This window comes from Streptomyces sp. H39-S7 (assembly GCF_027158205.1).
Taxonomy (GTDB): domain Bacteria; phylum Actinomycetota; class Actinomycetes; order Streptomycetales; family Streptomycetaceae; genus Actinacidiphila.
Genome location: NZ_JAPVLU010000040.1, coordinates 60,076 through 85,420, shown reverse-complemented (window position 1 = coordinate 85,420; position 25,345 = coordinate 60,076). Strand labels below are relative to the sequence as shown.

23 protein-coding genes and 1 pseudogene are annotated in these 25,345 nt (G+C 71.8%); 11 read left to right on the top strand and 13 right to left on the bottom strand.

Going from position 1 to position 25,345, the window contains the following annotated elements:
- Positions 1–73: 73 nt before the first annotated feature.
- From O3X23_RS31565 to O3X23_RS31535, 7 genes are all read right to left on the bottom strand, one after another.
- Positions 74–619: a hypothetical protein gene (locus O3X23_RS31565; protein ID WP_269275584.1), complete on the bottom strand. Its 546-nt coding sequence runs from the start codon at positions 617–619 to the stop codon at positions 74–76.
- Positions 616–1,752, bottom strand: a complete 1,137-nt coding sequence (locus O3X23_RS31560) for an ROK family glucokinase (protein WP_269275582.1) — start codon at positions 1,750–1,752, stop codon at positions 616–618. The genes O3X23_RS31565 and O3X23_RS31560 overlap by 4 nt, the downstream gene beginning before the upstream one ends.
- A 75-nt stretch (positions 1,753–1,827) precedes the next feature.
- Positions 1,828–2,604: an ATP-binding cassette domain-containing protein gene (locus tag O3X23_RS31555; protein WP_269275580.1), complete on the bottom strand. Its 777-nt coding sequence runs from the start codon at positions 2,602–2,604 to the stop codon at positions 1,828–1,830.
- Positions 2,601–3,575 carry an ABC transporter permease gene (locus O3X23_RS31550; protein WP_269275620.1) on the bottom strand — a complete coding sequence of 325 codons (975 nt, stop codon included), beginning with the start codon at positions 3,573–3,575 and terminating at the stop codon, positions 2,601–2,603. Before O3X23_RS31550 ends, O3X23_RS31555 begins: the two co-directional genes overlap by 4 nt.
- A 104-nt stretch (positions 3,576–3,679) precedes the next feature.
- Entirely contained in the window at positions 3,680–4,690 is a 1,011-nt protein-coding gene (locus O3X23_RS31545; RefSeq protein WP_443048041.1) for a sugar ABC transporter substrate-binding protein, read from the bottom strand.
- Between the two features lie 95 nt (positions 4,691–4,785).
- Positions 4,786–5,784 (bottom strand): sugar ABC transporter substrate-binding protein, encoded by a 999-nt coding sequence (locus tag O3X23_RS31540; protein ID WP_269275576.1) that lies wholly within the window; start codon positions 5,782–5,784, stop codon positions 4,786–4,788.
- A 118-nt stretch (positions 5,785–5,902) separates the two neighbouring features.
- The gene (locus O3X23_RS31535; RefSeq protein ID WP_443048040.1) at positions 5,903–6,685 is read right to left on the bottom strand and encodes a GntR family transcriptional regulator; all 783 of its coding nucleotides are present in this window, start codon (positions 6,683–6,685) and stop codon (positions 5,903–5,905) included.
- 169 nt (positions 6,686–6,854) lie between these two features.
- Here O3X23_RS31535 and O3X23_RS31530 point away from each other — a divergent pair, with 169 nt between their 5' ends.
- The 8 genes from O3X23_RS31530 (at position 6,855) to O3X23_RS31495 (ending at position 15,788) form a co-directional block, all read left to right on the top strand.
- Positions 6,855–7,907 (top strand): Gfo/Idh/MocA family protein, encoded by a 1,053-nt coding sequence (locus tag O3X23_RS31530; RefSeq protein ID WP_269275572.1) that lies wholly within the window; start codon positions 6,855–6,857, stop codon positions 7,905–7,907.
- Entirely contained in the window at positions 7,904–8,752 is an 849-nt protein-coding gene (locus O3X23_RS31525) for a TIM barrel protein (protein ID WP_269275570.1), read from the top strand. The genes O3X23_RS31530 and O3X23_RS31525 overlap by 4 nt, the downstream gene beginning before the upstream one ends.
- A complete protein-coding gene (gene iolC, locus O3X23_RS31520) occupies positions 8,749–9,762 on the top strand; it encodes a 5-dehydro-2-deoxygluconokinase (RefSeq protein WP_269275568.1) in 1,014 nt (337 codons plus the stop codon). Before O3X23_RS31525 ends, iolC begins: the two co-directional genes overlap by 4 nt.
- Entirely contained in the window at positions 9,759–10,742 is a 984-nt protein-coding gene (locus O3X23_RS31515) for a Cgl0159 family (beta/alpha)8-fold protein (RefSeq protein ID WP_269275566.1), read from the top strand. Before iolC ends, O3X23_RS31515 begins: the two co-directional genes overlap by 4 nt.
- A complete protein-coding gene (gene iolB, locus O3X23_RS31510) occupies positions 10,739–11,665 on the top strand; it encodes a 5-deoxy-glucuronate isomerase (RefSeq protein ID WP_269275564.1) in 927 nt (308 codons plus the stop codon). Before O3X23_RS31515 ends, iolB begins: the two co-directional genes overlap by 4 nt.
- Complete coding sequence (gene iolD, locus O3X23_RS31505; RefSeq protein ID WP_269275562.1) at positions 11,662–13,551, top strand: 3D-(3,5/4)-trihydroxycyclohexane-1,2-dione acylhydrolase (decyclizing); 1,890 nt, start codon at positions 11,662–11,664, stop codon at positions 13,549–13,551. The genes iolB and iolD overlap by 4 nt, the downstream gene beginning before the upstream one ends.
- Before the next feature lie 55 nt (positions 13,552–13,606).
- A complete protein-coding gene (locus tag O3X23_RS31500) occupies positions 13,607–14,392 on the top strand; it encodes an arylamine N-acetyltransferase family protein (protein ID WP_269275560.1) in 786 nt (261 codons plus the stop codon).
- Positions 14,393–14,618: 226 nt separating this feature from the next.
- A complete protein-coding gene (locus O3X23_RS31495; protein WP_269275558.1) occupies positions 14,619–15,788 on the top strand; it encodes an amidohydrolase in 1,170 nt (389 codons plus the stop codon).
- 18 nt (positions 15,789–15,806) lie between these two features.
- Here the strand turns inward: O3X23_RS31495 and aroA are convergent, their stop codons facing one another.
- The 6 genes from aroA to O3X23_RS31465 all read right to left on the bottom strand — a co-directional run bounded on the left by aroA (position 15,807) and on the right by O3X23_RS31465 (position 21,973).
- Complete coding sequence (gene aroA / locus O3X23_RS31490; protein ID WP_269275556.1) at positions 15,807–17,042, bottom strand: 3-phosphoshikimate 1-carboxyvinyltransferase; 1,236 nt, start codon at positions 17,040–17,042, stop codon at positions 15,807–15,809.
- Between the two features lie 80 nt (positions 17,043–17,122).
- The gene (locus O3X23_RS31485; RefSeq protein WP_269275554.1) at positions 17,123–18,301 is read right to left on the bottom strand and encodes a cytochrome P450 family protein; all 1,179 of its coding nucleotides are present in this window, start codon (positions 18,299–18,301) and stop codon (positions 17,123–17,125) included.
- Between the two features lie 111 nt (positions 18,302–18,412).
- Positions 18,413–19,036: a bifunctional 4-hydroxy-2-oxoglutarate aldolase/2-dehydro-3-deoxy-phosphogluconate aldolase gene (locus O3X23_RS31480; RefSeq protein ID WP_269275552.1), complete on the bottom strand. Its 624-nt coding sequence runs from the start codon at positions 19,034–19,036 to the stop codon at positions 18,413–18,415.
- 202 nt (positions 19,037–19,238) lie between these two features.
- Complete coding sequence (locus O3X23_RS31475; protein WP_269275551.1) at positions 19,239–19,685, bottom strand: ribonuclease domain-containing protein; 447 nt, start codon at positions 19,683–19,685, stop codon at positions 19,239–19,241.
- A 124-nt stretch (positions 19,686–19,809) separates the two neighbouring features.
- A complete protein-coding gene (locus O3X23_RS31470) occupies positions 19,810–20,619 on the bottom strand; it encodes an AIM24 family protein (protein WP_269275550.1) in 810 nt (269 codons plus the stop codon).
- A 64-nt stretch (positions 20,620–20,683) separates the two neighbouring features.
- The gene (locus tag O3X23_RS31465; RefSeq protein ID WP_269275549.1) at positions 20,684–21,973 is read right to left on the bottom strand and encodes an ROK family transcriptional regulator; all 1,290 of its coding nucleotides are present in this window, start codon (positions 21,971–21,973) and stop codon (positions 20,684–20,686) included.
- Between the two features lie 274 nt (positions 21,974–22,247).
- Between O3X23_RS31465 and O3X23_RS31460 the strand changes: the two genes are divergently transcribed.
- The 3 genes and pseudogenes from O3X23_RS31460 (at position 22,248) to O3X23_RS31450 (ending at position 25,343) form a co-directional block, all read left to right on the top strand.
- Positions 22,248–23,570 (top strand): ABC transporter substrate-binding protein, encoded by a 1,323-nt coding sequence (locus tag O3X23_RS31460; protein ID WP_269275547.1) that lies wholly within the window; start codon positions 22,248–22,250, stop codon positions 23,568–23,570.
- 5 nt (positions 23,571–23,575) lie between these two features.
- Positions 23,576–24,484, top strand: a pseudogene (locus tag O3X23_RS31455) (carbohydrate ABC transporter permease); the annotation flags it as partial.
- Positions 24,477–25,343, top strand: a complete 867-nt coding sequence (locus O3X23_RS31450; RefSeq protein ID WP_269275545.1) for a carbohydrate ABC transporter permease — start codon at positions 24,477–24,479, stop codon at positions 25,341–25,343. The pseudogene O3X23_RS31455 and the gene O3X23_RS31450, both read left to right, overlap by 8 nt.
- Positions 25,344–25,345 lie beyond the last annotated feature (2 nt).

Genomic DNA, 25,345 nt, shown 5'->3' with positions numbered 1-25,345 from the left:
CTCCCGGAAGGAGCGGTTGATCTCGCCGATGACGGTGGGGACGGGCGAAGGCCGTGAATCCGACCTCGCGCGATCAGAAGTCGATCGTCGAAACGATGTACACGATGGGATGAGCCAGGTCGCTGAGGTCGACGGTGATGTCGTGGTCCGGCTTGTCGCCGTGCTGGGTCGTCGTCACCCCTGCCCAGTCGTGACCGGTCCCGAAGCGCCAGCCGGGCACCTTCGACTGCGCGGGACTGATGGTGATGTCGCCCGGCTTCAGCGCGGAGCGGCTGGTGCCCACCTGCGCGAGGAAGGTGTCGAGTCCGCCCGCGGTGGGCGCGAACTGGACGTAGAGCGCGCTGGTGTTCCAGTTGTTGGTCTCCATGTAGGCGATCTCGCGCGTCCAGTCCAGCGGGATGGGCACCTGGTAGATCCGGCGCTGCACCTGGGAGGGCCAGTCCCACGTCAGGTGCTTGGCGGCGGCCGACTCCTCCTTGTCCTGGCCGCTGTTGCGGCTCTGCTCGGCGGAGACGATCACATACCCGACGGGCACCAGGATCAGCAGCGGGACGACGGTCCACTGGACCCAGCGGGGCACCTGGCGCAGCGGCCTGCTGTGCGGGCGGTCGACGCTCATCGGCCCGCCGCCCGGCCGAAGCGCTCATAGCGCTCGACGCGGCGCCGGTTGGCGCGGCGGAAGCGGCGGGCGACCAGCCGGGCGAGGTCGGCGGCACCGACCAGCCCGGCCTCGTTGCCCAGTTCGGCCTGGACGATGCGGGCCTCGGGGCGGTAGCCGCGCCCGGTGAGATTGCGGCGGAAGGCGTCCCGGGCCGGCCCGATGAGCAGGTCGTCGGCTGCGCTGACGCCGCCGCCGATGACGAAGCAGGAGGGGTCGAGCGCGGCGGCGAGGTTGGCGATGCCGACGCCCAGCCACTGGCCGATGTCCTGGAGCAGCTCGACGCACATGGCGTCGCCCTCCCGGGCCAGCTGGGTGATCAGCGGCCCGGTGATGTCGCCGATGTTGCCGCCGACCTTCTCGATGATCCCGTACGCGACGGGCGATTCGGCGGCGGCCATCTCGCGGGCCTCGCGGACCAGCGCGTTGCCCGAGCTGTACTGCTCCCAGCAGCCGCGGTTGCCGCAGGGGCAGCGGTGGCCGCCGGGGACGACCTGCATGTGGCCGAACTCGCCGGCCACCCCGTAGCGGCCGCGCTTGACGTGGCCGTCCTCCAGGATGGCGCCGCCGATGCCGGTGCCGAGGGTGATCATGACGAGGTCGTCCTGGCCGCGGCCGGCGCCGAAGCGCCATTCGGCCCACGCCGCGGTGTTGGCGTCGTTGTCGACCATGACCGGCACCAGCAGCCGCTCCTCCAGCCGGTCGCGCAGCGGTTCGTCGCGCCAGGACAGGTGCGGGGCGAAGAGCACCCGCGAGCGCTCGGCGTCGACCCAGCCGGCCGCGCCGATGCCGACCGCGTGCACGTCGTGCCGCTCCGACAGGTCCAGGACCAGTTCGACGATGGTGTCCTCGACGACCTTGGGGCTCTTGCTCCGGTCGGGCGTCTCGGTACGGAGCTGCTCGAGGATGTTGCCGTCCGGGTCCACGACCCCGGCCGCCACCTTCGTGCCGCCGATGTCGATGCCGACCGTCGGCACCCTCGGCGCCGTCAGGTGGGAGCGGCGCTCCCGGCGGCCGACGGTCTGCAGCACCGTCGCCCGGGCGGCGCCCTTGCGCTGGAATGCTGATCGGTCGCTGCGTGACGCTGCTGGCAAGGGTCGTCTCCGGATCGGTGGCTGTCGTGCCGATTGTGCCGCACCGAGGGCGTGCCCCGCACAGCGCGGGCTGGGTCAGCCTTCGCGGGCGAGCTCGTGGCTGAGCTGCTCCAGTTCGCTGCCGCCCGCCATCTGGCGGGTCAGTTCCTCCAGCGTAATGCCCGTTTTGGGATAGCTCCCGGCCATCGCGCCGCGCTTCAGCAGGATGAACCGGTCGCCGACCAGAAACGCGTGGTGCGGGTTGTGGGTGATCAGGACCACACCGAGTCCGGCGTCGCGTGCGGCGGCGACGTACTTCAGGACGACGCCGGACTGCTTGACGCCGAGCGCGGCCGTCGGTTCGTCGAGGACCAGGACCTTCGCCCCGAAGTGGACGGCGCGGGCGATGGCGACGCACTGCCGTTCGCCGCCGGACAGGGTGCCGATGGGCTGGTCCACGTCGCGCAGGTCGATGCCCATCCGCAGCAGCTCGCTGCGGGTGGTCTCGCGCATGGTGCGCACGTCGAGCCGGCGGAGCGGTCCGCGGCCCCTGGTGGGCTCGGAGCCGAGGAAGAAGTTCCGCCACACCGGCATCAGGGGCACCACGGCGAGGTCCTGGTAGACCGTCGCGATGCCGTGGTCGAGGGCCTCGCGCGGCGAGGTGTGCCGGACCGGCTCGCCGTCGACCTCGTAGGTGCCCGCGTCGTGCTGGTGCAGACCCGAGATGATCTTGATGAGGGTGGACTTGCCCGCACCGTTGTCCCCCAGGACACAGGTGATCTCACCCGCGTGCACTTCGAGGGAGACCCCTTCCAGGGCCTTGATGTTGCCGTAGTACTTGCTCACGTCGGTGAGCTTCACCAGCGCGCTCATGCGGTCGCCTCCGCCCGCTTGCGGACCCATGCGTTCAACAGCGTGGCCAGCAGCAGCATGGCCCCGAGGAAGAACTTGAACCAGTCCGGATTCCACTGGGCGTACACGATGCCCTTGCTCGTCATGCCGAAGATGAACGCGCCGACCGCGGAGCCGATGGCCGACCCGTAGCCGCCGGTCATCAGACAGCCGCCGATGACGGCCGCGATGATGTAGAGGAACTCGTTGCCGACGCCCTCGCCCGACTGCACCACGTCGAACGAGAAGAGCAGGTGCTGGCCGGAGATCCAGGCGCAGAACGCGACCGCCATGTACAGGCCGATCTTGGTGCGGGCCACCGGGACGCCGACCGCGCGGGCGGCGTCCGCGCCGCCGCCGGCAGCGAAGATCCAGTTCCCGGCCCGGGTGCGCAGCAGCACCCAGGTGGCGACGGCGACCAGCACCGCCCACCACAGGATGGTGACCTTCAGATCGATGTCACCGATGGTCAGCTGCGAGGCGAAGAGCACCCGTGCCGACTCGAAGCCCTCCATGTCGGCGATGGACTTGGTGCTGACCGTGCCGCTGATGAGCTTGGTGAAGCCCAGGTTCAGCCCGGTGAGCATCAGGAAGGTGCCGAGCGTGATGATGAAACTGGGCAGTTTGGTGCGGGTCAGCAGGAACCCGTTGAAGAAGCCGATGGCCAGCATGACCAGCAGCGACACCGCCACGCCCGCCCAGACGTTCGCCGTCATCTGGTAGCTGAACATCGAGGCGACCAGCGCGGAGCTGGTGACCATCACGCCGGCGGACAGGTCGAACTCGCCGCCGATCATCAGCAGGGCGACGGGCACCGCCATGATGCCGATGGTCGAGGCGGCGTACAGCACGGTCCCGAAGCTGGACCACTGCAGGAAGGAGTCGGCGGCGACGGAGAAGAAGATGAAGACGGCTGCGGCGCCGACGACCGAGCCCAGTTCCGGGCGGCCCATCAGCCGGCGCGCCAGCGAGCGGTGCACCAGCCGGGCGTCCGGGGCCTTGCTTCCGGGGTCCGGCCCGTCCTGGCCTGCGGGCTTCTCCAGTGTGGTGGCCGGTGTCATCGCGTCCCCCGTTCGGTGTACTTCGCCAGCGCGGCGGCGTCCTTCTGCGTCAGGATCTGCGGGCCGGTGAGCACCGGCTTCCCGCCGCCGAGGACGTCGGCGTTGTAGCGGTAGAGCCAGAGCAGGTCGACGGCCTCGTAGCCCTGCAGATAGGGCTGCTGGTCGACGGCGAAGCCGATGGTGCCGGCGGCCAGCGACTTGGCGACCTGCGCGTTGAGGTCGAAGGTGTCGACCTCGGCGGGGCTCGCCGCCTGCTGCTTGGCCTTGACGGCGGTGGCGGCGAAGGGCGCGCCCAGGGTGACCACCGCGTCGATGGACTTGTCGGCCTGGAGCTTGGCCTGGATCGTGGACTGCACGTCGGGCATGTTGGTGCCGTCGACGTAGAGGTTGTCCATCGTCCCGGCGAACGTGCCCTTCGCCCCGGCGCAGCGCTCCTCGTGGCCGACGTTGCCCTGCTCGTGCAGGACGCAGATGGCGTGCTTCTTTCCGCGCTTGCCCAGCTCCTCGCCGACGGCCTGGCCGGCGATCTTCTCGTCCTGGCCGATATGGCTGAGCGCTCCGAAGGCCTTGGACTGGTCGGAGCCGGAGTTGATGGTGATGACGGGGATGCCGGCCTTGACCGCCTTGGCCACGGCGTCCTTCATCGCGTCGGGCTTGGCGAGGGTGACCACCAGGCCGTCGACGTGCTGGTCGATGGCGGCCTGGACGAGCTGCGCCTGCTCGTTCGCCTGGTTGCTGCTGGAGTAGACGAACTTGATGTTGTCCTTGCGGGCCGCCTGCTTGGCACCGTTCTGGACGATGTCCCAGAAGGTGTCGCCGGCGCCCGAGTGGGTGACCATGGCCACCGTCCATTCGGGAGTGTCGACGCCCGAGCCGCCGCCCGCGGACTGCGCGGCCCGTTCCTCCGCCCGCTTGCCGCCCGTGCTGCTGCAGCCCGCCAGCGAGGCTCCGAGCACCGCCGCCAGCAGTGCGCCGATCGCGCGTGTCCCCGTCTTAGCCATCGCCACGAAGCCTTGCCCTTCCCTGCGGATCCTGGTGCCGCCGGGGGCTCGATGATCGGCCCCGGCGGCCCAAGTATCTGTCAAGGGGAACGTCAGCGCTGTCATCGGGTACCGCGCTGGGTGTACTTCTCCAGCTGCGGCACGTCCTTGTCCGTGACGAGGGCGGGGCCGGTCAGCACCGGGCGGCCGCCGCCGATGACGTCGCCGTTGGTCTTGTAGAGCCACAGCTCGTCCACCGCGAGGTAGCCCTGGAGGTAGGGCTGCTGGTCGACGGCGAAGCCGACCTCCTTGCTCTTGAGCTGCTTGACCACGGCCGCGTTGAGGTCGAACGTGTCGACCTCGACCTTGCCGCCGGTCGCCTTGACGGCCTGCACGGAGGTGGCGGCGAAGGGCGCGCCCAGGGTCAGGATGGCGTCGACCGACTTGTCCGCCTGGAGCTTGGAGGTGACGGAGGAGAGCACGTCGGGCATGTTCGTGCCGGTGACGTAGAGCTTCTGCATCGAGCCCTTGAACGTCTTCGCGGCGCCGTCGCAGCGCTGTTCCAGCGAGACGTTGCCCTGTTCGTGGATGACGCACAGCGCCTTCTTCAGGCTCCGCTTGGTCATCTCGTCGCCGACCGCCTCGCCGGCCACCGCCTCGTCCTGGCCGATGTGGCTCAGGGCGCCGTAGGCGGCGGAGAACTGGGAGCCGGAGTTGATGCTGATGACGGGGATGCCGGCCTGGACGGCCTTCTGCAGGACCGCCTTGAGCGCGTCGGGCTTGGCCAGCGTCACGATGATGCCGTCGACCTTCTGGTCGATCGCGGTCTGGACGAGCTGGGCCTGCTCGTTCCCCTCCTTGTTGTTGGAGTAGAGGAACTTCACGTTGTCCTTCGCCGCGGCCTGCTTCGCGCCCTTCTGGACGATGTCCCAGAAGGTGTCGCCCTCACCCGAATGGGTGACCATGGCGATGGTGAGTTGCGGGGTCCCGGCGCCGTTCACCGCGCCGGTGGTGTCCTTCTCCTCGGTCTTCTTCCCCCCGGAGCTGCTGCATCCGGTGGCGGCGAGCGATATCGCCAGGGCGAGTGCCGCCGCGGACAGAGCCGTACGCCTGCGTGCCATCGTGGGTCCGCCTTCTCCTCCGGCCGCCCGGGTCCGGTCCGGTGTACGGCACGGGTGGTTTCTAGCGGCGGCCGCGGTGCAGCGTCAAGGCTTTGTACAGACATTCTTACGTATGACGCTAGGTACGGACCAGCAACCGGAACTCGAACGCGTAGCGGGAAGCCCGGTAGGTATGGGATCCGTACTCCACCGCCCGCCCCAGGGCGTCGTACGTGGTGCGCTCCATCGTCAGCAGCGGAGCGCCCTCCGGCTCGGCCAGCAGCCGGCCCTCCTCGGCGGTCGCCGCCCGCGCGCCGACCGTCTGCTGGGCGCTGTGCAGGGTGATCCCGGAGTCGCGCATCAGCCGGTACAGGCCGGTGGCCTCCAGGTCCGCGGTGGTCAGCGGCAGCAGGTCGGGCGGGAGGTGGTTCACCAGGTGCGCCATGGGCTCGCCGTGGGCCAGCCGCAGCCGCTCCACCACCACGACGTCGCTGCCCTCCGGCACCCCGAGCGCGGCCGCGGCCCGCGCGGAGGCGGGCGCGACGGCGTTGCGCAGCACCCGGGTGGCGGGACGCTGGCCCGCGGCGAGAAGGTCGTCGTAGAGGCTGCTCAGCTCCAGCGGGCGCTTGACCTGGCTGTGCACCACCTGCGTGCCGATACCGCGGCGGCGCACCATCAGTCCCTTGTCGACCAGGGACTGGATGGCCTGGCGCACGGTAGGGCGGGACAGTCCGAGCCGGCCGGCCAGCTCGATCTCGTTCCCCAGCAGGCTGCCGGGGGCGAGCCCGCCGGTCTCGATGGCGCTCTCCAGTTGCTGGGCAAGCTGGAAGTACAGCGGGACCGGGCTCGAACGGTCGACGCCGAGACGGAGCGGAGCGGGGTCGGGATTGGGCACGATGGGAGCGTATCGGCAGGCTGCCATGACGGGAAGTCCGTATGTCCGGACAAACTATTGACAGGCGGTGAGGGCGCGCGGGAGGTTGGTCCCGCAGGGCACGCAAACCGCACGCAAGCCGTATCGGCCGGAGGCATCGAATCCGTGCCGAGGCGGCCTCCGGAGGATCACCTCCCTGGAAGGGGCAGGACCAGGTATGCGAATGGGACTTCTCGGCGCCGGTCGGATCGGGGCCTTCCACGCCGTGGCGCTACGGGCGCACCCGGACGTCGGTGAACTGCTCGTCGCCGACGCCGACCCGGGCCGCGCCGCCGAGGTCGCCGCACGGACCGGCGCCACCGCCGCCGACTCCGTGGACGCCGTCTTCACCTCCGGGGTCGACGCGGTGGTCATCGCCTCCGCGACCGCCGCGCACGCCTCGCTCATCGAACGGGCAGCACGGGCCGGCCTGCCGGTCTTCTGCGAGAAGCCGATCGCCCTGGACCTGGCCGGCACCATGGCCGCGCTGCGCTCGGTCGAGGCGGCCGGCACGACGTTGCAGATGGGCTTCCAGCGGCGCTTCGACGCCGGATACCTGGCGGCCCGCGAGGCCGTACGGTCCGGCCGGCTCGGCCGGCTGCACACCGTGCGGGCCGTCACCTCCGACCCCGCCCCGCCGCCCGCCGCGTACATCCCGCTCTCCGGCGGCCTGTACCGCGACTGCCTGATCCACGACTTCGACGTCCTTCGCTGGGTCACCGGACGCGAGATCCTGGAGGTCTACGCGACCGGCGCCAACGGCGGCGCGGACTTCTTCCGCGCGGCGGGTGACGCCGACACCGCCGCGACCCTGCTCACCCTGGAGGGCGGAGTGCTCGCCACCGCGACCGCGACCCGCTACAACGGCGCCGGCTACGACGTACGGATGGAGCTGGCCGGCACCGACGACCAGATCGCCGTCGGCGTCGACGCCCGCACCCCCGTCACCTCCGTCGAGCCCGGCGCCGCGAGCGGTGTCCCGGACCCCTGGCCCGGCTTCCTGGAGCGCTTCGCCCCCGCCTACCGCGCCGAGCTGGACACCTTCGTGCGGGTGGCGCGCGGCGAGAGCGCCAACCCCTGTCCCGGCAGCGAGGCGCTGCGCGCCCTGCTCGTCGCCGAGGCGTGCGAGGTCTCGCGGCGCGAGCGGCGGCCGGTCGAGGTCGCCGAGATCGCGGCCTGCGCCGAGCTGCTGACCGGCGCCCCGGCACGCACCGCGGAGGTCAGCGCATGAGGCTCGACCGGGTGGCCGCGGCGCCGATCTCCTGGGGTGTGTGCGAAGTGCCGGGCTGGGGATACCAGTTGACGCCCGAGCGGGTGCTGGACGAGATGGCGGCGCTCGGGATCACGGCGACCGAGTTCGGGCCCGACGGCTTCCTGCCGGGCCCCCTGCTCGCGGCGCGCGGGATGACGGCGGTCGGCGGCTTCGTACCGGCCGTGCTGCACGATCCGGCCACCGATCCGCTGCCCGCGATCCGTGACGCGCTGGCCGGCTTCACCGCGGCGGGCGCCGGGACGCTGGTACTCGCCGCGGCCACCGGGCAGGACGGCTACGACGCCCGGCCCGAACTGGACGCGCTCGGCTGGAAGACGCTGCTGGCCAACCTCGACCGGGTCGCGGCGCTCGCCGCCGCCTCCGGGATCACCGCCGCCCTGCATCCGCACGTCGGCACCATGGTCGAGACGCCGGACGACGTCGACCGGGTGCTGGCGGGCAGCTGGACCGGGCTGTGCCTGGACACCGGGCACCTGCTCGTCGGCGGCACCGACCCGGTGGCGCTGGCCCGCCGGGCGGCCGGGCGGGTCGTCCACGTCCACCTCAAGGACGTGAACGAGGGCGCGGCGGCGGCCGTGCGCGACGGCCGCACCCCCTACGCCGAGGCCGCGGACCGAAATCTCTACCAGCCGCTGGGGCAGGGCGACATCGACGTGGCCGCCCTCATCGACACGCTGGAGGAGGCGGGTTACGAGGGCTGGTACGTCATGGAGCAGGACGCCGTGCTCAGCGCGGAGCCGCCGCCGGGCGGCGGTCCCATCGCCGACGTACGGGCCTCGCTGGACTGGCTGGCCGCGCTGTGACCGCCCCGGAAGCGCCCGGTACGCCGTACGACGTGGTCACCGTCGGCCGGGTGGGCGTGGACCTGTACCCCGAGCAGACCGGCGGCGGCCTCGCCGACGTCCGCACGTTCGCCAAGTACCTCGGCGGCACCGCGACCAACGTCGCGGTCGCCGCCGCCCGCTACGGCCTGCGGACGGCGGTCCTCACCGGCGTCGGGGACGACCCGTTCGGCGCGTACGTGCGGGGCGCGCTGCGCGGCTTCGGGGTGGACGACGCGCTGGTGACGACGGTGCCGGGGCTGCAGACCCCCGTCGTGTTCTGCGAGATCTTCCCGCCCGACGACTTCCCGCTCTACTTCTACCGCCGGCCCGTCGCCCCGGACCAGTGCCTGGAACCGGCGCGGCTGGACCGCGCGGCCGTCCGCGATGCGCGGGTGCTGTGGATCACCGGCTCCGCGCTCGCCGTGGAACCGACCCGCTCCACCCTCTTCGCGGCGCTGGAGGAACGGGCCGGCCGCGAGGTGTACTTCGACCTCGACTGGCGGCCCGGCTTCTGGGCCGACCCCGCCGAGGCGCCGGAGCTGTACGCGCGGGCCCTGCGGTACGCGACGGTCGCGGTCGGCAACCGCGACGAGGCGGAGGTCACCGTCGGCACCGGCGACCCGGAGCAGGCCGCCGGGCTGCTGCTGGAGCGCGGGGTGCGCCTCGCGGTCATCAAGCAGGGACCGGACGGGGTGCTGGCCCGCACCGCGGCCGAGAGCGTCTCCTTCCCGCCGGTGCCGGTCGAGGTGGTCAACGGCCTCGGGGCCGGTGACGCCTTCGGCGGCGCCCTCTGCGCCGGCCTGCTGGCCGGCCGGCCGCTGTCCCGGGTGATCAGCACCGCCAACGCGGCGGGCGCGCTGGTCGCCTCGCGGCACGCCTGCGCCGACGCCATGCCGACCCTCGCCGAGGTGGAGGACCTGCTCGCGCGGCAGGCACGGCACGAGACCCCCGCGGCCGTCGACGCCGACACGGAGAGGTCCCCCGTATGACCGCGAACTCCCGCCCTCTCCGGCCCTGCCCGCCCGCCTCCGAGGCCCCCGCGGCCGCGGACCCGCGCCCCGCGCCGCTCGCTTCCTCCATCGACGGGATCACCCGGCTGCGGGCCGCCGCGCCCGACGCGATCCGGCTGGCCTGCGCGCAGCGCACCCCCTTCGACACGGCCCGGCTCGCCCACCCGCTGTTCGTGCTGGCCGCCGACCACCCGGCGCGCGGCGCGGTCGCGGCGGGCGGCGACCCGACTGCGATGGGCGACCGGCACGAGCTGCTGGCGCGGTGCGTCACGGCGTTGGCGCGCCCCGGCGTGGACGGCTTCCTCGGCACCGCCGACCTCGTCGAGGACCTGATGCTGCTCGGCGCCCTCGACGGCAAACTCGTCCTGGGGTCGATGAACCGCGGCGGGCTGCCGGGCGCCTCCTTCGAGCTCGACGACCGCTTCACCGGCTACGACGCGCCCGGTGTCGCCGCGGCCGGTCTGGACGGCGGCAAGGTGCTGCTGCGCATCGACCCCGAGGACCCCGGCACCGCCGACACGCTGGCCGGCTGCTCGCACGCCGTGCAGACGCTCGCCGCGCGCCGCCTGCTGGCGCTCGTGGAGCCGTTCCGCACCCACCGGGTGGCCGGGCGGGTCGTCAACATCCTGGAGCCCGACGCGCAGATCTACGCCAACAACATCGCCCAGGGTCTGGGCAGCACCTCCGCCTACACCTGGCTGAAGGTCCCGGTCGTCGACGAGATGGAACGCATGATGGCCTCGACCACGCTGCCCACCCTGCTGCTCGGCGGCGAGGGCGCCGACGGACCCGACGAGCGGTACGCGGCATGGCAGAAGGCGCTGCGCATACCGCAGGTGCGCGGCCTGATCCTCGGCCGCACCATGCTCTTCCCGGACGACGGCGACGTGGCGGCCGCCGTCGACACCGCAGCCTCGCTCCTCGACCGCGGCCCGTCCGCGCCCGCGGACGCCCGATGACGGCGGGCGGACCGGGCGGCGGTGCCGCGCGGCCGAGCGGGCACGTACCGGCGGGGAGCGCCGCCCGGGACGGCTACGACCTGCGGGTGGACCCGGCGGACGCCGGCTGGGGGTACAGCTCCCTGCGGGTGCTGACGCTCGCGGCCGGGGACTCGCACACCCTGGACAGCGGCGACAGCGAGTGGATCGTGCTGCCGCTGGCCGGCGGCTGCTCGGTCGCCGTCGACGGCGAGGTCTTCGAACTGCGCGGCAGGCGCGACGTGTTCAGCGGCGTCAGCGACTTCGCGTACGTGCCGCGCGACGCGCGCGCGGTGCTCACCAGCCGGGCCGGCGGCCGCTTCGCGCTCACCGGGGCCCGCTGCGAGCGCCGGCTCCCGGCCCGCTACGGGCCCGCCTCCGGCGTGCCGGTGGAGCTGCGCGGAGCGGGCGGCGCGAGCCGCCAGGTCAACAACTTCGCGGCGGCCGGGGTCTTCGCGTGCGACCGGCTCATCGCGGTCGAAGTGCTCACCCCCGGCGGCAACTGGTCGTCCTTCCCACCGCACAAGCACGACGAGGCGACCGCGACGGAGTCCGAGCTGGAGGAGATCTACTACTTCGAGCTGGCGGGCGGCCCGGACGCGATGGGCTACCAGCGGGTCTACCCCTCCGCCGCCGGACGCACCGACGTACTGGCCGAGGTGCGCGGCGGCGACGCCGTGCTGATCCCCGACGGCTGGCACGGCCCGAGCATGGCCGTCCCCGGCTACGACATGTACTACCTGAACGTGATGGCCGGCCCGGGCGCGGAGCGGGCCTGGCTGATCTGTGACGACCCCGCGCACGCCTGGGTACGCGGCAGTTGGGCCGCACAGCCCGTGGACCCGCGACTGCCGCTGTACACCGCACCCGTGGAGACCGCATCACCGGAGGAACCGCACCCATGACGACCACCGTCCGGCTCACCGTCGCCCAGGCCCTCGTCCGCTTCCTCACCGTCCAGCACACCGAGCGGGACGGCGTACGGCACCGGCTCATCGCCGGCACCTGGGGCATCTTCGGCCACGGCAACGTCGCCGGGATCGGCCAGGCCCTGCTGCAGGCCGGTCACACACCTTCCGACGCGACGCCTGGCATGCCGTACTACCAGGGCCGCAACGAGCAGGCCATGGTGCACGCGTCGGTCGGCTTCGCCCGGATGAACAACCGGCTGTCCACGATGGCCTGCACCACCTCCATCGGGCCCGGCGCCACCAACCTCGTCACCGGCGCGGCGCTGGCCACCATCAACCGCGTGCCGGTGCTGCTGCTGCCGGGCGACGTGTTCGCGACCCGCCCGGCCGATCCGGTGCTGCAGCAGCTGGAGGTGCCGTGGGCGTACGACGTCTCCGTCAACGACACGCTGCGGCCGGTCTCCCGCTACTTCGACCGGATCTGGCGCCCGGAGATGCTCGCGCCCTCCCTGCTGCAGGCCATGCGGGTGCTGACCGACCCGGTGGACACCGGAGCGGTCACCTTGGCGCTGCCCCAGGACGTCCAGGCCGAGGCGTACGACTGGCCGGCCGAGCTGTTCGAGGAGCGGATCTGGCAGGTACGCCGTCCGCAGCCGGACGCGGACGCGCTGCACGAGGCCGCGGAGCTGCTGCGCTCCGCGGAACGCCCGCTGATCGTGGCGGGCGGCGGCGTGATCGGCTCCGAGGCCACCGACGCGCTGCGCGAGTTCGCCGCCGCCACCGGGATCCCGGTCGCCGAGACCCAGGCCGGCAAGGGCTCGCTGCGCTTCGACCACCCGCAGGCGCTGGGCGGGATCGGCCACACGGGCACCGCACCGGCCAACGCCGCCGCCCGGGGAGCCGATGTCGTGCTCGGGATCGGCACCCGCTGGACGGACTTCACCACCGCGTCCAACTCCCTGTTCGCCCATCCGGGCGTGCGCTTCGTCAACCTCAACATCACCGCGTTCGACGCGCACAAGATGGCGGGCACGGCGCTGGTCGCCGACGCCAGGGCCGGCATCGAAGCGCTCACCACCGCCCTGACCGGCCACCGGGTCGACCTGTCGCGGCACGACCGGGGCGTCGCGGAGTGGCAGCGGGCCACCGACGCCGTCTTCCGGCCGGGCGGCGACGCGGGCGACAGCCTCCCCTCGCAGACCCAGGTGCTCGGCGCGCTGGAGGAGGTGCTCCAGGACCGCGACGTGATCATCAACGCGGCCGGCTCGCTCCCCGGTGACCTGCACAAGTTCTGGCGCTCCCGCGACCCGAAGCAGTACCACGTCGAGTACGGCTACTCCTGCATGGGCTACGAGATCCCCGCCGCGATCGGGGTGAAGCTCGCCGCGCCCGACCGCGAGGTGTTCGCCCTCGTCGGCGACGGCACGTACCTGATGATGCCCACCGAGATCGTCACCGCGGTCCAGGAGGGCGTCAACATCAACCTCGTGATCGTGCAGAACCACGGCTACGCCTCCATCGGCGGCCTGTCGGACGCGGTCGGCGCCGAGCGCTACGGCACCGCGTACCGGTTCCGGGCCCCGGACGGCACGTTCACCGGCGATCCGCTCCCGATCGACCTGGCCGCCAACGCCGCCAGCCTCGGCCTGGACGTCCTGACCGCCCGCACCGTCAAGGAGCTGCGCGAGGCGCTGGCCACGGCCCGCGCCTCGCACCGCGCGACGGCGGTGTACGTCGAGACCGGGCCGGGCACCGGCGGCGAACCGGGCTCCGGCGCCTGGTGGGACGTGGCCGTCGCCGAGGTCTCCGACCGGCCGCCGGCGCGCCGGGCCCGCGCGGAGTACGAGCGGGCCAAGCGGGACCAGCGGCACCACCTGTGAGCGGCCGGGCCGATTCCGTTTGGCGCCCGGCGGATCTCTGAGGCATAACTGCGTCATGGACGCATCACAGGCCGACGCCTACCTCTCGCGCATCGGGGCGGTACGCCCCGCCGTCACCGACGCCGCCGCGCTGCGCGAGCTGCAGCTGCGCCATCTGCTCGCCGTGCCGTTCGAGAACCTCTCGATCCATCTCGGCGAGGAGATCGCGCTGTCGGAGGAGGCGCTCCTCGCCAAGGTCGTCGAGGCCCGCCGCGGCGGCTTCTGCTACGAACTCAACGGCCTGTTCGGCGCGCTCCTGACGCGGCTCGGCTACCCGGTGAGCCTGCTGGCCGCCCGGGTCCTCGATGAGGACGGCGTGCCGGGGCCGCCCTTCGACCACCTGGCGCTGCGCGTCGAGGCGTCCGGACCCTGGCTGGTGGACGTCGGCTTCGGCCGGTTCACCCACCACCCGCTGCGGCTGGACAGCCGGGAGGACCAGTCGGACCCCAGCGGTGTCTTCCGCGTCGTCGACGCGCCGGGCGGCGACCTCGACGTCCTCAAGGACGGCGAGCCGGAGTACCGGCTGGAGCAACGACCGCGCGACCTGGTCGACTTCGTGCCCACCTGCTGGTGGCAGAGCACCTCCCCCGCGTCCCACTTCACCCGGTCCCCGGTCTGCTCGCTGCTCACCCCGGCCGGGCGGATCACCCTCAGCGGCGATTCCCTCATCAGCACGGAGGACGGGGAGCGGCGGGAACGGGAGGTGGCGCGGGACGAACTGCTCTCCGTCTACCGCGAGTCGTTCGGCATCGTCCTCGACCGGCTCCCGGCGCAGCCGGCGGCACCGACGGAATCGCACTGACGGCCGGACCGTCACACCTTCGCGGGATATCCGGCGGCCGGAGCACCCGGCTCACCGGCCCCCGTACGGCTCACGGCCCTCCCCGGCTCCGCAAAGAGCCCTCCGCGCACGGCAGTTGTCCTGCGGACACGGCGGACCCGCCGGTCCGGCCGGCTCGCATACGATGACGCCGTCGAGCAGCGAGCGTCCGCGCTGCGACCTCCGTCACCGCTGGAACTGGATAGTGATGAATCCCGACAGGTTCGACCGCCTGGTGCAGATCCGCCGCCACATCCACGCGCACCCGGAAACGGCGCGCAAGGAGTTCGGCACCACCGCCTTCATCGCCGAGCAGCTCACCGCCGCCGGCCTCGCCCCGCAGATCTTCCCCGGCGGCACCGGCCTGTCCTGCGACATCGGCGACGGCCGCGGCCCGCTCGTGGCGCTGCGCGCCGACATCGACGCGCTGCCCGTCGCGGACGAGAAGGAGGTCCCCTACCGGTCGACCCGGCCCGGGACCTGTCACGCCTGCGGGCACGACGTGCACACCACGATCATGCTCGGGCTGGCGCTGGAACTGGCCGAGGCGCCGGAGCAGATCGCGGGGCGGGTCCGGTTCGTCTTCCAGCCCGCCGAGGAGGCCGTGCCCAGCGGCGCCCACGAGGCCATCGCGGCCGGGGTGCTCAAGGACGTGGCCGTCATCTACGCCCTGCACTGCGACCCCGCGGGCGAGGTGGGCCGGGTCGGGATCCGCACCGGCCCGATCACCTCCAGCCTGACCGCCTTCGACATCCGGATCACCCAGCCGGCGGCCGGCACCGCGCCCGGAGCCCACCCCGCGGACCTGGTGATGGTGATGGCCAAGCTCATCACCGACCTCCCGACCGCCCTGCAGAACGCACTGCCGGCCGGGGCCGCCATGGTGGCCTCCGCGGTCTTCGGGACCGTCAACAGCGTCCCGGGTGCCGACGGCCGGCCGGAGAGCGTCACGTCCCTGGGGACGGTGCGGTCGCTGAGCCGGGAGGCGTGGGCGGCGGTACCGGAACTGTTCGAGCGCCTGGCCGGCGCGATCGTCTCCCCGTACGGAGTGACCTTCCACGCCGAGTTCAACCAGGTGGCGCCCGCGGTGACCAACCACCCGGACGCGATGCGGGTGTTCGACGCGGCCGTCACGTCGGCGCTCGCGCCCGGGGCACGGTACGAGACCCCGCAGAGCCTGGGCGGCGAGGACTTCGCCTGGTACCTGGAGTCCGTTCCCGGCGGCCTGGCCCGGCTGGGGGTCCGGCCCCGCGGCCGCGAGACCGCCTACGACCTGCACAGCGGACGGTTCGACGTCGACGAGGAGTGCATCGCCGTCGGGGTGGACCTCATGCGCGAGACCCTGCGGCTGGCGCTCGTCGAGTACAGCGCGCGCTGAAGCGAAGTGCCCCGGGGCTCAGACGCCCCACGCGCGGCGCTGCGCCGCGAACGCCTCGTGGAATTCGGGGAAGGTCTTCTTCACGCATCCCGGGTCGTCGAACGTGACGCCCGGGGTGCGCAGCCCGGCGACGGCGAAGCTCATCGCGATGCGGTGGTCGCCGCGGCAGGCGATCTCGGTGGCGACGGGCGTGCCGGGGTGGATCTCGATCCAGTCGCGTCCGGTCTCGACCCTGATGCCCTGGCGCCGGAGGTTCTCCGCGCACGCGTCCAGCCGGTCGCACTCCTTGACCCGGGTGTTGTAGACGTCCTCGATCCGCACCGGGCCGTCGGCGAACGGCGCGATGGCCGCGAGCGTCGGCATGGTGTCGGAGATGTCGCGCATGTTGACCGTGAGACCGGACAGCCGCCCGGTGCCGGTGACCGTGGTGGCGTCCGCGCCGGTCTCCACCCGCGCGCCCATCCGCCGCAGGACGTCGACGAAGCGCAGATCGCCCTGGAGCGCGTCCGCACCCAGACCGGGAACGGTCGCCGAGGCGCCGGTCAGCGCGGCGGCGGCGAAGAAGTAGCTCGCGGTGGACGCGTCGGGCTCGATGTCGTAGTCGGTGGCGCGGTAGCCGCCGGGCGGGACGGTGAGTGTGTCGCCCTCGCGCAGCACCTCGACGCCGAAGCTGCGCATCATCGCCAGGGTGATCTCCACGTAGGGCGCGGAGACGAGCCCGGTGACGCGGATCCGCAGCCCCTCGGCCGTGAGCGGCGCGACGAGCAGCATCGCGGTGAGGAACTGGGACGACAGGCTCGCGTCGAGTTCGAGGTCGCCGCCCTTGATGCCGTGCGCGGTGACGGTGAGCGGCAGGTGGCCCTCCGCCTCCTCGTGCCGCAGGTCGACCCCGAGCCGGCGCAGGGCGTCGGTGAGCGGGGCGACCGGGCGGCGGCGCATCTGGGCGGAGGCGTCGAAGCGGTACGTGCCGTGTCCGGCGGCGGCTAGCGCGGGCAGGAAACGGGCGGCGGTGGCCGCGTCACGGCAGTACACGTCCGCCTGCCCGACCGCCGGCCCGGCCGGGCGGCCCTCGATGCGCCAGCGGTCCGCCGCGCGCTCGACCGCGTAGCCCAGCTTCACCAGGCCCTCGGCGAACCCGTCGGTGTCGTCGGAGAGCAGCGGCCGGCGGAGCGTGGTGGTGCCTTCCGCGGCGGCTGCCAGGAACAGCGCTCTGGCGGTGACCGACTTCGAACCCGGCACGGCGACAACGGACACTTCTGGGCCTCCCGATACGACTCGGACGCGCGTCAGCAGCGCTGCTGATGCCTTGATCGGGACCGATTCTAGGTCAGCCCTCAGTACCGCACGGGCAGCCGGTGGACGCCGCGGATCAGCATGCCGGGCCGCCAGGTCAGCGTGGCCGGGTCCGCGTCGAGCGCCAGCTCCGGGCAGCGGTCGAGCAGGGTGCGGATCGCGGTCCGGCCCTCGATGCGGGCCAGCGGGGCGCCGAGGCAGTAGTGGATGCCGTGGCCGAACGCCAGATGGCCCTGGGCGGAGCGGTGGATGTCGAAGGTGTCCGGCTGCTCGAAGCGCGCCGGGTCGCGGTCCGCGGAGGCCAGTGCCACCAACACCGGCTGCCCGGCCGGTATGACGGTGCCGCCGATGTCGACGGGCTCGGAGGTGAACCGCCAGGTGGACGTCTCGACGGGCCCGTCGTAGCGCAGCATCTCCTCGACGGCGCCGTCCAGCAGCGACGGGTCGGCGCGCAGCTCGGCGAGCTGGGCGGGGTGCCGCAGCAGTGCCAGCACGCCGTTGGAGATCAGGTTGACGGTCGTCTCGTGCCCGGCGACCAGCAGCAGGAAGGCCATCCCGACGAGCTCCTCGGCCGACAGCTGGTCGCCGTCCTCGTCCCGGGCCCGGAGCAGCGCGCTCATCAGGTCGTCCGCGGGAGCGCTGCACCGTTTGTCCTCGATGAGCTGCACCAGGTAGGCGCCCATGGCCTCGACGGCGGCTTGCTCCACCTCGTCGCCCGTCTGGCCGACGATCACGTTGGACCAGTGGCGGAACGCGTCGCGGTCCAGCGACGGGACGCCCAGCAGCTCGCAGATGACCGTCATCGGGAGCGGGAACGCGAGCGCGTCCACGAGATCGGCGCGGCCCAGCGGCAGCATCGCGTCCAGCAGCTCATCGGTGATCTGCTGGATCCGCGGCTGCAGCGCCTCGACGCGGCGGCCGGTGAACTCCCTGGCCACGAGCTTGCGGAGCCGGGTGTGGTGCGGCGGGTCGGCCTCCAGCATGTTGGCGCTGATGCTGTTGAGTTCGGTGAGCGGGTCCAGGATGCGCCAGTTCTTGCTGAACCGCGGGTCCGCGAGCGCCGAGCGCACCGCCTCATGGCCGACGACGAGCCACAGCTCGCCGTTGTCGACGGTGCGGACCCGGTGGACCGGGCCCTGCTCGCGCAACTTGGCGTAGATCGGGTACGGATCGGCGGTGAACTCCTCGCCGTAGACGGTCAGATCGACGATCTCGGACATACCCAGAACCCCCTGGCCACACTGGTTTGCCGTGCTTCGCACCGTAACCGGCCGTGGGCGGGGCGCGCGTCCCCCTCACGGAGGAGCTTGGTGAGGGGCCGGCGGGTGGGGTCAGCGGGCGTCCGCCAGGCGGGCGAGCAGTTCCGTGACGCGCTTGGCGACGGTGTCCCGGTCGCCGTCGGTGAGCTCCGCTCCCATGCCGCAGGCGACGGCGCCCGCGGCGATCCAGTCCGGCGCGGTGTCGATCGAGATGCCGCCGGCGGGCAGCAGGGCGGCCTGCGGCAGGGCGGCGCGCACGTCCGTGATCCAGCCGGGGGCGTAGCCGGAGGCGGGGAAGAGCTTGAGCGCGTCGGCGCCGAGTTCCATGGCGCGGACCATCTCGGTGGGCGTCGCCACGCCGGGGAAGACCGGGACGCCGTAACGGTGGCCGGTCCGCACGACTCCCGCGTCCAGGCAGGGCGAGGAGAGGAAGCGGGCGCCGGCGTCGACGGCCATCCGCGCGGAGGTGGCGTCCAGCACGGCGCCCGCGCCGATGATCGCGTCCTCGCCGACCTCGCGGACAAGGGTGGTCACCGCTTCGAGCGCGAAGGGCGTGGTGAGCGAGATCTCCAGGGTGGTCAGCCCGGCGGAGAGCAACGTGTCGGCCACCGCGGCGGCCTGGTCGTAGCTCTCGCTGCGGACGATGGCGAAAAGCCGCTGGGCCAGCGCGGCCCGGGTGATCTCCCAGCGGTACACGGCGGATCGCCGTCCTTCCTCGGTGCTGTGGAACGGGGCGAAGCATCGTCTGCCGAAACGCTATCGGGTGACTCCGACATCGAGGCACGCGGTTCGCGGGGACGTGTCCGGTCCGTAACACGCGAAAGCGCGGGGCGTGCGCCGTAGAGAACTCCGGCGCACGCTCCGCGCCCTGCGGTCGGGAAGGCGGTGGGCAGGGTGGTCAGCAGCCGAAGTTGACCCGCTTGAACGATGCGTAGTGGTCGGCGGTGTAGTAGTCCTCGGCGACCGCCTGGCCGGTGATGATCCGGCGGGCGCCGCGGGTCGGCGAGCCGGGGGTGACGACGGTGTACTCGTGGTAGTAGCCGCTGGTGTGACTGGGCAGCAGCTGTTCCTGGTTCCGGAACACGACGCCGTCCTGCGAGTACGGGAACGGCCCGCCCGCGTCGATGAGGTCGAGGGTGTGGTGGGCCTGCGACGGCAGCGCCGAGTAGCAGATGCTGCCGACCGCGTTGACCGTCACCGTCGTGGACGAACCGACGGAAGCGGAAGCTGTGGCGGGGGCGGGGGCGAGGGTGGCCGGAGAGGCGGCGACCGCCGGTCCGCCGACGAGGAGGGTGCCCGCGAGGACGGCGAGCGCGCCGATACGAGTGAGACGTGGGGTTCTCATGCGAACCACCATGACGCGCGTAGACCGGGGTGCGTCAATCCCAACGACACACTGTTTTCCAGGAGTTAACCGGCCGCCGCCACTCCCCGGGCGCCCGCTTCGGTCCCGCGCCGGCCCCCTCCGGTCAGCCCGAGTGGGTGGAGAACAGCCCGCCCGTCGGACCCTGCTTGTCGGCGCCCTGGGCCTTCTTCAGCGCGTTGGCCAGGCCTTCGATCGTCATCGACTGCAGGATGACCCGGCCGTTGCCCTCCAGGGTGGCCAGCGACAGCCCCTCGCCGCCGAAGACCGCGTTCATCAGCCCCTGCCGGTCGAGGCCGCCGATCCGCTGCACGCCGTACTCGATGCCCTCCTCGAAGGCCACGATGCAGCCGGTGTCGACCTCGATGCGGCCGCCGAAGTCCGCCGGGTTCAGGTCGATGAAGTTCCCGGCGCCCGCGATGATCACCGTGCCCTGGCCGGTGAACTTCTCCAGGACGAAGCCCTCGCCGCCGCTGCGGCCGGCCCGTCCGCCCTGGAAGGCGATACCGAAGTGGACGGTCGACTCGGCGGCCACGAACGCGTCCTTCTCGGCGTACCAGGCCCGCGTCCCGTCCAGCTCCAGAGCCCGCATCTCGCCCGGCAGCACACCGGCGAAGCCCACGGTGCCCTCGCCGCCGGTCGCGGAGAAGTACTGGAAGGCGAGGCTCTCGCCCGCGAGCGCCCGCTGCCCCGCCTGCATGGCGGTGCCCATGGCCTGGCGCAGCATGCCGCCCATGCCGCCGGCCGCGCCGCCGCCGGGCTGGCCGCCGGCCGGCCCGGACAGCCGGGTCTCCATGGTCACGTTCGACGTCTTGAACAGGAACTTCCCCGCCTCGCAGTACACCGTCTGACCAGGCTGAAGGGTGCATACGGCCATCTGCATGGCAGTGCCGACGATCTGGTGCTGCAGGGCCACGGCGGGACTCCTCGGCGGGGCGCGGTACGACGGGGCGGGCGCGGCCGGAATGGCGCCCGCTTTGTCAACGTACCTCCAGTCGAGCCTCCCGGACGGTTGGGTTCCGGTTCCATGGCGCGCCGCCCGAGTCGAGGAGCCTGGCCAGCGGCAGGGTGGCCGCGCCGACCGTGACCGCGTCGGGTCCGAGCCGTCCCATCTCGATGGAGGTCTGGGCGCAGGGGTGGTGCAGCGCGTAGGCCACCGCCGCCTCGCGGACGGCCGGCAGCAGCCGGGGGCCGATCATGAGCCCGGCCCAGCCGCCGATCACGATGCGCTCGGGGTTGAAGAGGTTGATCAGGTCGGCGATGCCCGCGCCCAGGTACTCGGCGGTCTCCGCCAGGAGCGCGGCCGCCGAGGGATCCTGGTCGGCGGCGGCCAGCAGGGCCGTGAGGCCCGCTTCCTCGCTCTGCCCCTCGGGAGCCCTCCCCCAGCGCTCCAGCAGCGCCTCCGCGCCGACGTAGGCCTCCAGGCAGCCCCGGGCCCCGCAGCGGCAGAGCCGGCCGCCCACCTGGAGGGTGGTGTGGCCCCACTCGCCCGCGCTGCTGGTGGCCCCGCGGTACGGCTTGCCGTCGGCGACCACGCAGGCGCCGACGCCCGAGCCGAGCAGGGCGATGACGGCGCTGCCCGCGCCGCGTCCGGCGCCGAACCACATCTCGGCCTGGCCGAGCGTCTTCGCGCCGTTGTCGATGTAGAGCGGCAGGTCGGTGCCGGCCCGCAGCAGGCGGCCGAACGGGACCGCGTCCCAGCCGATGGTCTGGCCGTGCACGACGATGCCCTCGCCGCTGCCGAGGTCGACGCCGGAGCCGTTCGTTCCGCCGGGGGCGTTGGCACCGTCACCCTGCTCGACGATGCCGGGGACCCCGACGCCGACCCCGAGCACATCGCTCTCGGAGATGCCCGCGTCGCGGACGACGGCGGACAGGCCGTCGAGAATCAGCCGTACGACGTGGTCGACGTCATGGCCGCTGTCGGACAACGGCAGGTCCGCCGCGGCCAGTTCGGTGAGGGCGAGGTCGAAGAGCTCGACCCGGACCCGGGTCTCGCCGACGTCCACCCCCACGACGCAGCCGTACCCGGCGGCGACCCTGAGCAGGATCCGCGGCCGTCCGCCGTCGGAGTCGACGGAGCCGGCCTCCTCGACCAGCCCGTCGGCGATCAGGTCGCCGACGACGTTGCTGATGGATCCGGCGCTCAGGCCGGAGTCCCGCCCCAACTCCTGGCGACTCAGCGGCCCCTCGAAATACAGGTGGCGCAGCAGCGCCGACCGGTTGCCGCGCCGCAGGTCACGCACGGTTCGTTTGCCTCGATCTGCCATCCGGTCCTCCTCCCCTGACTCCCCGGCTGAAATCTATCGGTGCGCGAACTCTTGACGCCACCTTTTCTCACAAGTTAAATCACGCCCTGAAATAAGACACGGCGCTCGTTCACTTCTTGAACGGACCCGGACCTGTTCCAGACCTGTTCCAGACCTGTTCCAGACCCTTCGCGACCCGTTCCTGACGTTTTCCGGAGTCGTCCCCGTCAGGTTCCGCACCAGAGCCAGACCCGTTCTCGTTCCGTAGCGATCCCACCCCTGAGAGGGGACCGTCATGCGTACCTACCACCGGGCAGTAGCGGCAACAGCCATCGCCGCAGCGATGGCACTCACCGCTTCCGCCTGCGGCGGCGGCTCCAGCAACAACGACAGCGGCGGCAACACCAGCCCCAAGACGCTGACGTACTGGGCGAGCAACCAGGGCACCAGCCTGGAGAACGACAAGCAGGTCCTGGAGCCCGAGCTGAAGAAGTTCGAGCAGCAGACCGGGATCAAGGTCAAGCTGGAGGTCGTCCCCTGGTCCGACCTGCTCAACAGAATCCTGGCCGCGGCCACTTCGGGCCAGGGGCCGGACGTCCTGAACATCGGCAACACCTGGTCCGCCTCGCTGCAGGCCACCGGAGCGCTGCTCCCCTTCGACGCCGCCACCTTCGGCAAGATCGGCGGCAAGGACCGCTTCGTCAGCGCCGCCCTCGCCGCCGCCGGCGCGCAGGGCAAGGACCCGGCCGCCGTGCCGCTGTACTCGCTGGCCTACGGGCTCTACTACAACAAGAAGATGTTCGCCGACGCCGGCATAGCCGCCCCGCCCACGACGTGGGACGAGCTGGTCGCCGACGGCAAGAAGCTCACCAAGGACGGCAAGTACGGCCTCGCCGTCGAGGGCGGCAACGGCTCGGAGAACATCCACCACGCCTTCGTCCTCGCCAAGCAGCACGGCTCGGACTTCTTCGACGCCTCCGGCAAGGCCACGTTCGACACCCCGGAGAACGTCGCCGCCGTCAAGCAGTACATCGACTTCATCGGCAAGGACAAGATCGCGGCACCCGGCAACGCCGAGTACTCCGCCAACCAGTCCCTCACCGACTTCGCGACCGGCAAGGCCGGCATGCTGATGTGGCAGGCCGCCGCCTCCTCGCTGAAGTCCCACGGCATGAAGCCCGAAGACTACGGCGTGGCCCCGGTGCCGTTCCAGACCGCGGGCGCCACGGGTGCGACCGCCATCAACTCGATGGTCGCCGGCATCAACCTCGCCGTCTTCAAGAACACCAAGAACCTCGACGGCTCCCTGAAGTTCGTCAACTTCATGACCAGCCCGGCCGAGCAGAAGATCCTCAACGCCACCTACGGCTCGCTGCCGCCCGTCAAGGAGGCGCAGAGTGACCCGGCGTTCTCCGCGCCCGACCTGAAGACCCTCGCCGAGGTCCTCGCCAAGAGCGCCGCCCCGCTGCCGCAGGTCCCCAACGAGAGCCAGTTCGAAACGCTCGTCGGCACCGCGATGAAGGAGCTCTTCGCGCAGGCCGCCTCAGGCAAGGACGTCACCACCGAGTCCGTGAAGACCGCCCTCACCAAGGCCCAGCAGCAGATGCCGGCCTCGTGATCGCGCGACTGCGCCGGATCGGCCTGCCTTACCTGCTCCTGCTTCCCGCGCTCCTGCTCGAATTGCTGATCCACCTCATCCCGATGATCGTCGGCATCGTGATGAGCTTCAAACAGCTCACTCAGTTCTTCATCCGCGACTGGGGCGCCGCGCCCTGGGCCGGCCTGGACAACTACCGCATCGCGGTGGACTTCGACGCCCCGGTCGGCGAGGCACTGCTGCACTCGTTCTGGGTCACCCTCTGCTTCACCCTCCTCGCCGTGGGGCTCTCCTGGCTCCTCGGCACCGCGGCGGCGATCCTCATGCAGGACGCCTTCCGCGGCCGGGGGTTCCTGCGGGCGATCTTCCTGGTGCCGTACGCGCTGCCGGTCTACGCGGCCGTCATCACCTGGTCGTTCATGTTCCAGCGCGACACAGGAATGATCAACCACGTCATCCACGACCAACTGCACCTCACCTCCGAGCGGTCGTTCTGGCTGATCGGCGACAACAGCTTCACCGCCCTCGTCACCGTCTCCGTGTGGCGCTCGTGGCCGTTCGCCTTCCTGTGCCTGATGGCAGGACTGCAGAACATCCCGCGGGAGCTGTACGAGGCGGCGTCGATGGACGGCGCGGGCGTCTGGCAGCAGATCCGCCGGATCACCCTGCCCTCGCTGCGGCCCGTCAACCAGGTGCTGGTGCTGGTGCTCTTCCTGTGGACGTTCAACGACTTCAACACGCCGTACGTGCTGTTCGGCAGATCGGCGCCGGAGGCCGCCGACCTGATCTCCATCCACATCTACCAGTCCTCCTTCGTCACCTGGAACTTCGGCGCCGGCTCGGCCATGTCCGTACTCCTGCTGCTGTTCCTGCTGTTCATCACGGCGATCTATCTGCTCATCACGTCACGAAGGAGGGATCCGGCCGATGCGTAACGCCCCTCCCCCGTCACCGATGGCGCAGCCCAGATCGTTCCACTGGACCCGGCGGATCTTCCTCACCCTGCTCACGGTCTTCACGCTCGCCCCGGTGTACGTGATGCTCAGCAGCTCGCTGAAGCCGCTGCAGGACGTGCAGGGCTCGTTCCGCTGGATCCCGAGCGGCTTCACGTTCCGGCCGTACATCGACATCTGGCACACGGTCCCGCTCGCCAAGTACTTCGTGAACTCGGTGATCGTCTCCGTCAGCGCGACCGTGGCCTCGGTGGCGGTGGCGATCTTCGCCGCCTACGCCGTCAGCCGCTACCGCTTCCGTGGCCGCAAGTTCTTCACGGTGACGGTGCTGTCCACCCAGATGTTCCCCGGCATCCTCTTCCTCCTCCCGCTCTTCCTGATCTTCGTGAACATCGGGAACTCGACGGGGATCGCCCTGTACGGCAGCCGCGGCGGCCTCATCCTCACCTATCTGACGTTCTCGCTCCCCTTTTCCATCTGGATGCTCGTCGGCTACTTCGACTCCATCCCGCGCGACCTCGACGAGGCCGCGATGGTGGACGGCTGCGGCCCGCTCGGCGCACTGTTCCGCGTCGTCGTACCGGCAGCGGTTCCCGGCATCGTCGCGGTGTCGGTGTACGCCTTCATGACGGCCTGGGGCGAGGTGCTCTTCGCGTCGGTCATGACGAACGACACCACGCGCACCCTCGCCGTCGGCCTGCAGGGATACGCCACCCAGACCGACGTGTACTGGAACCAGGTCATGGCAGCCTCACTCGTCGTGAGCGTGCCCGTGGTCGCCGGCTTCCTGCTGCTCCAGCGCTACTTGGTCGTCGGACTCACCGCCGGCGCCGTCAAGTGACC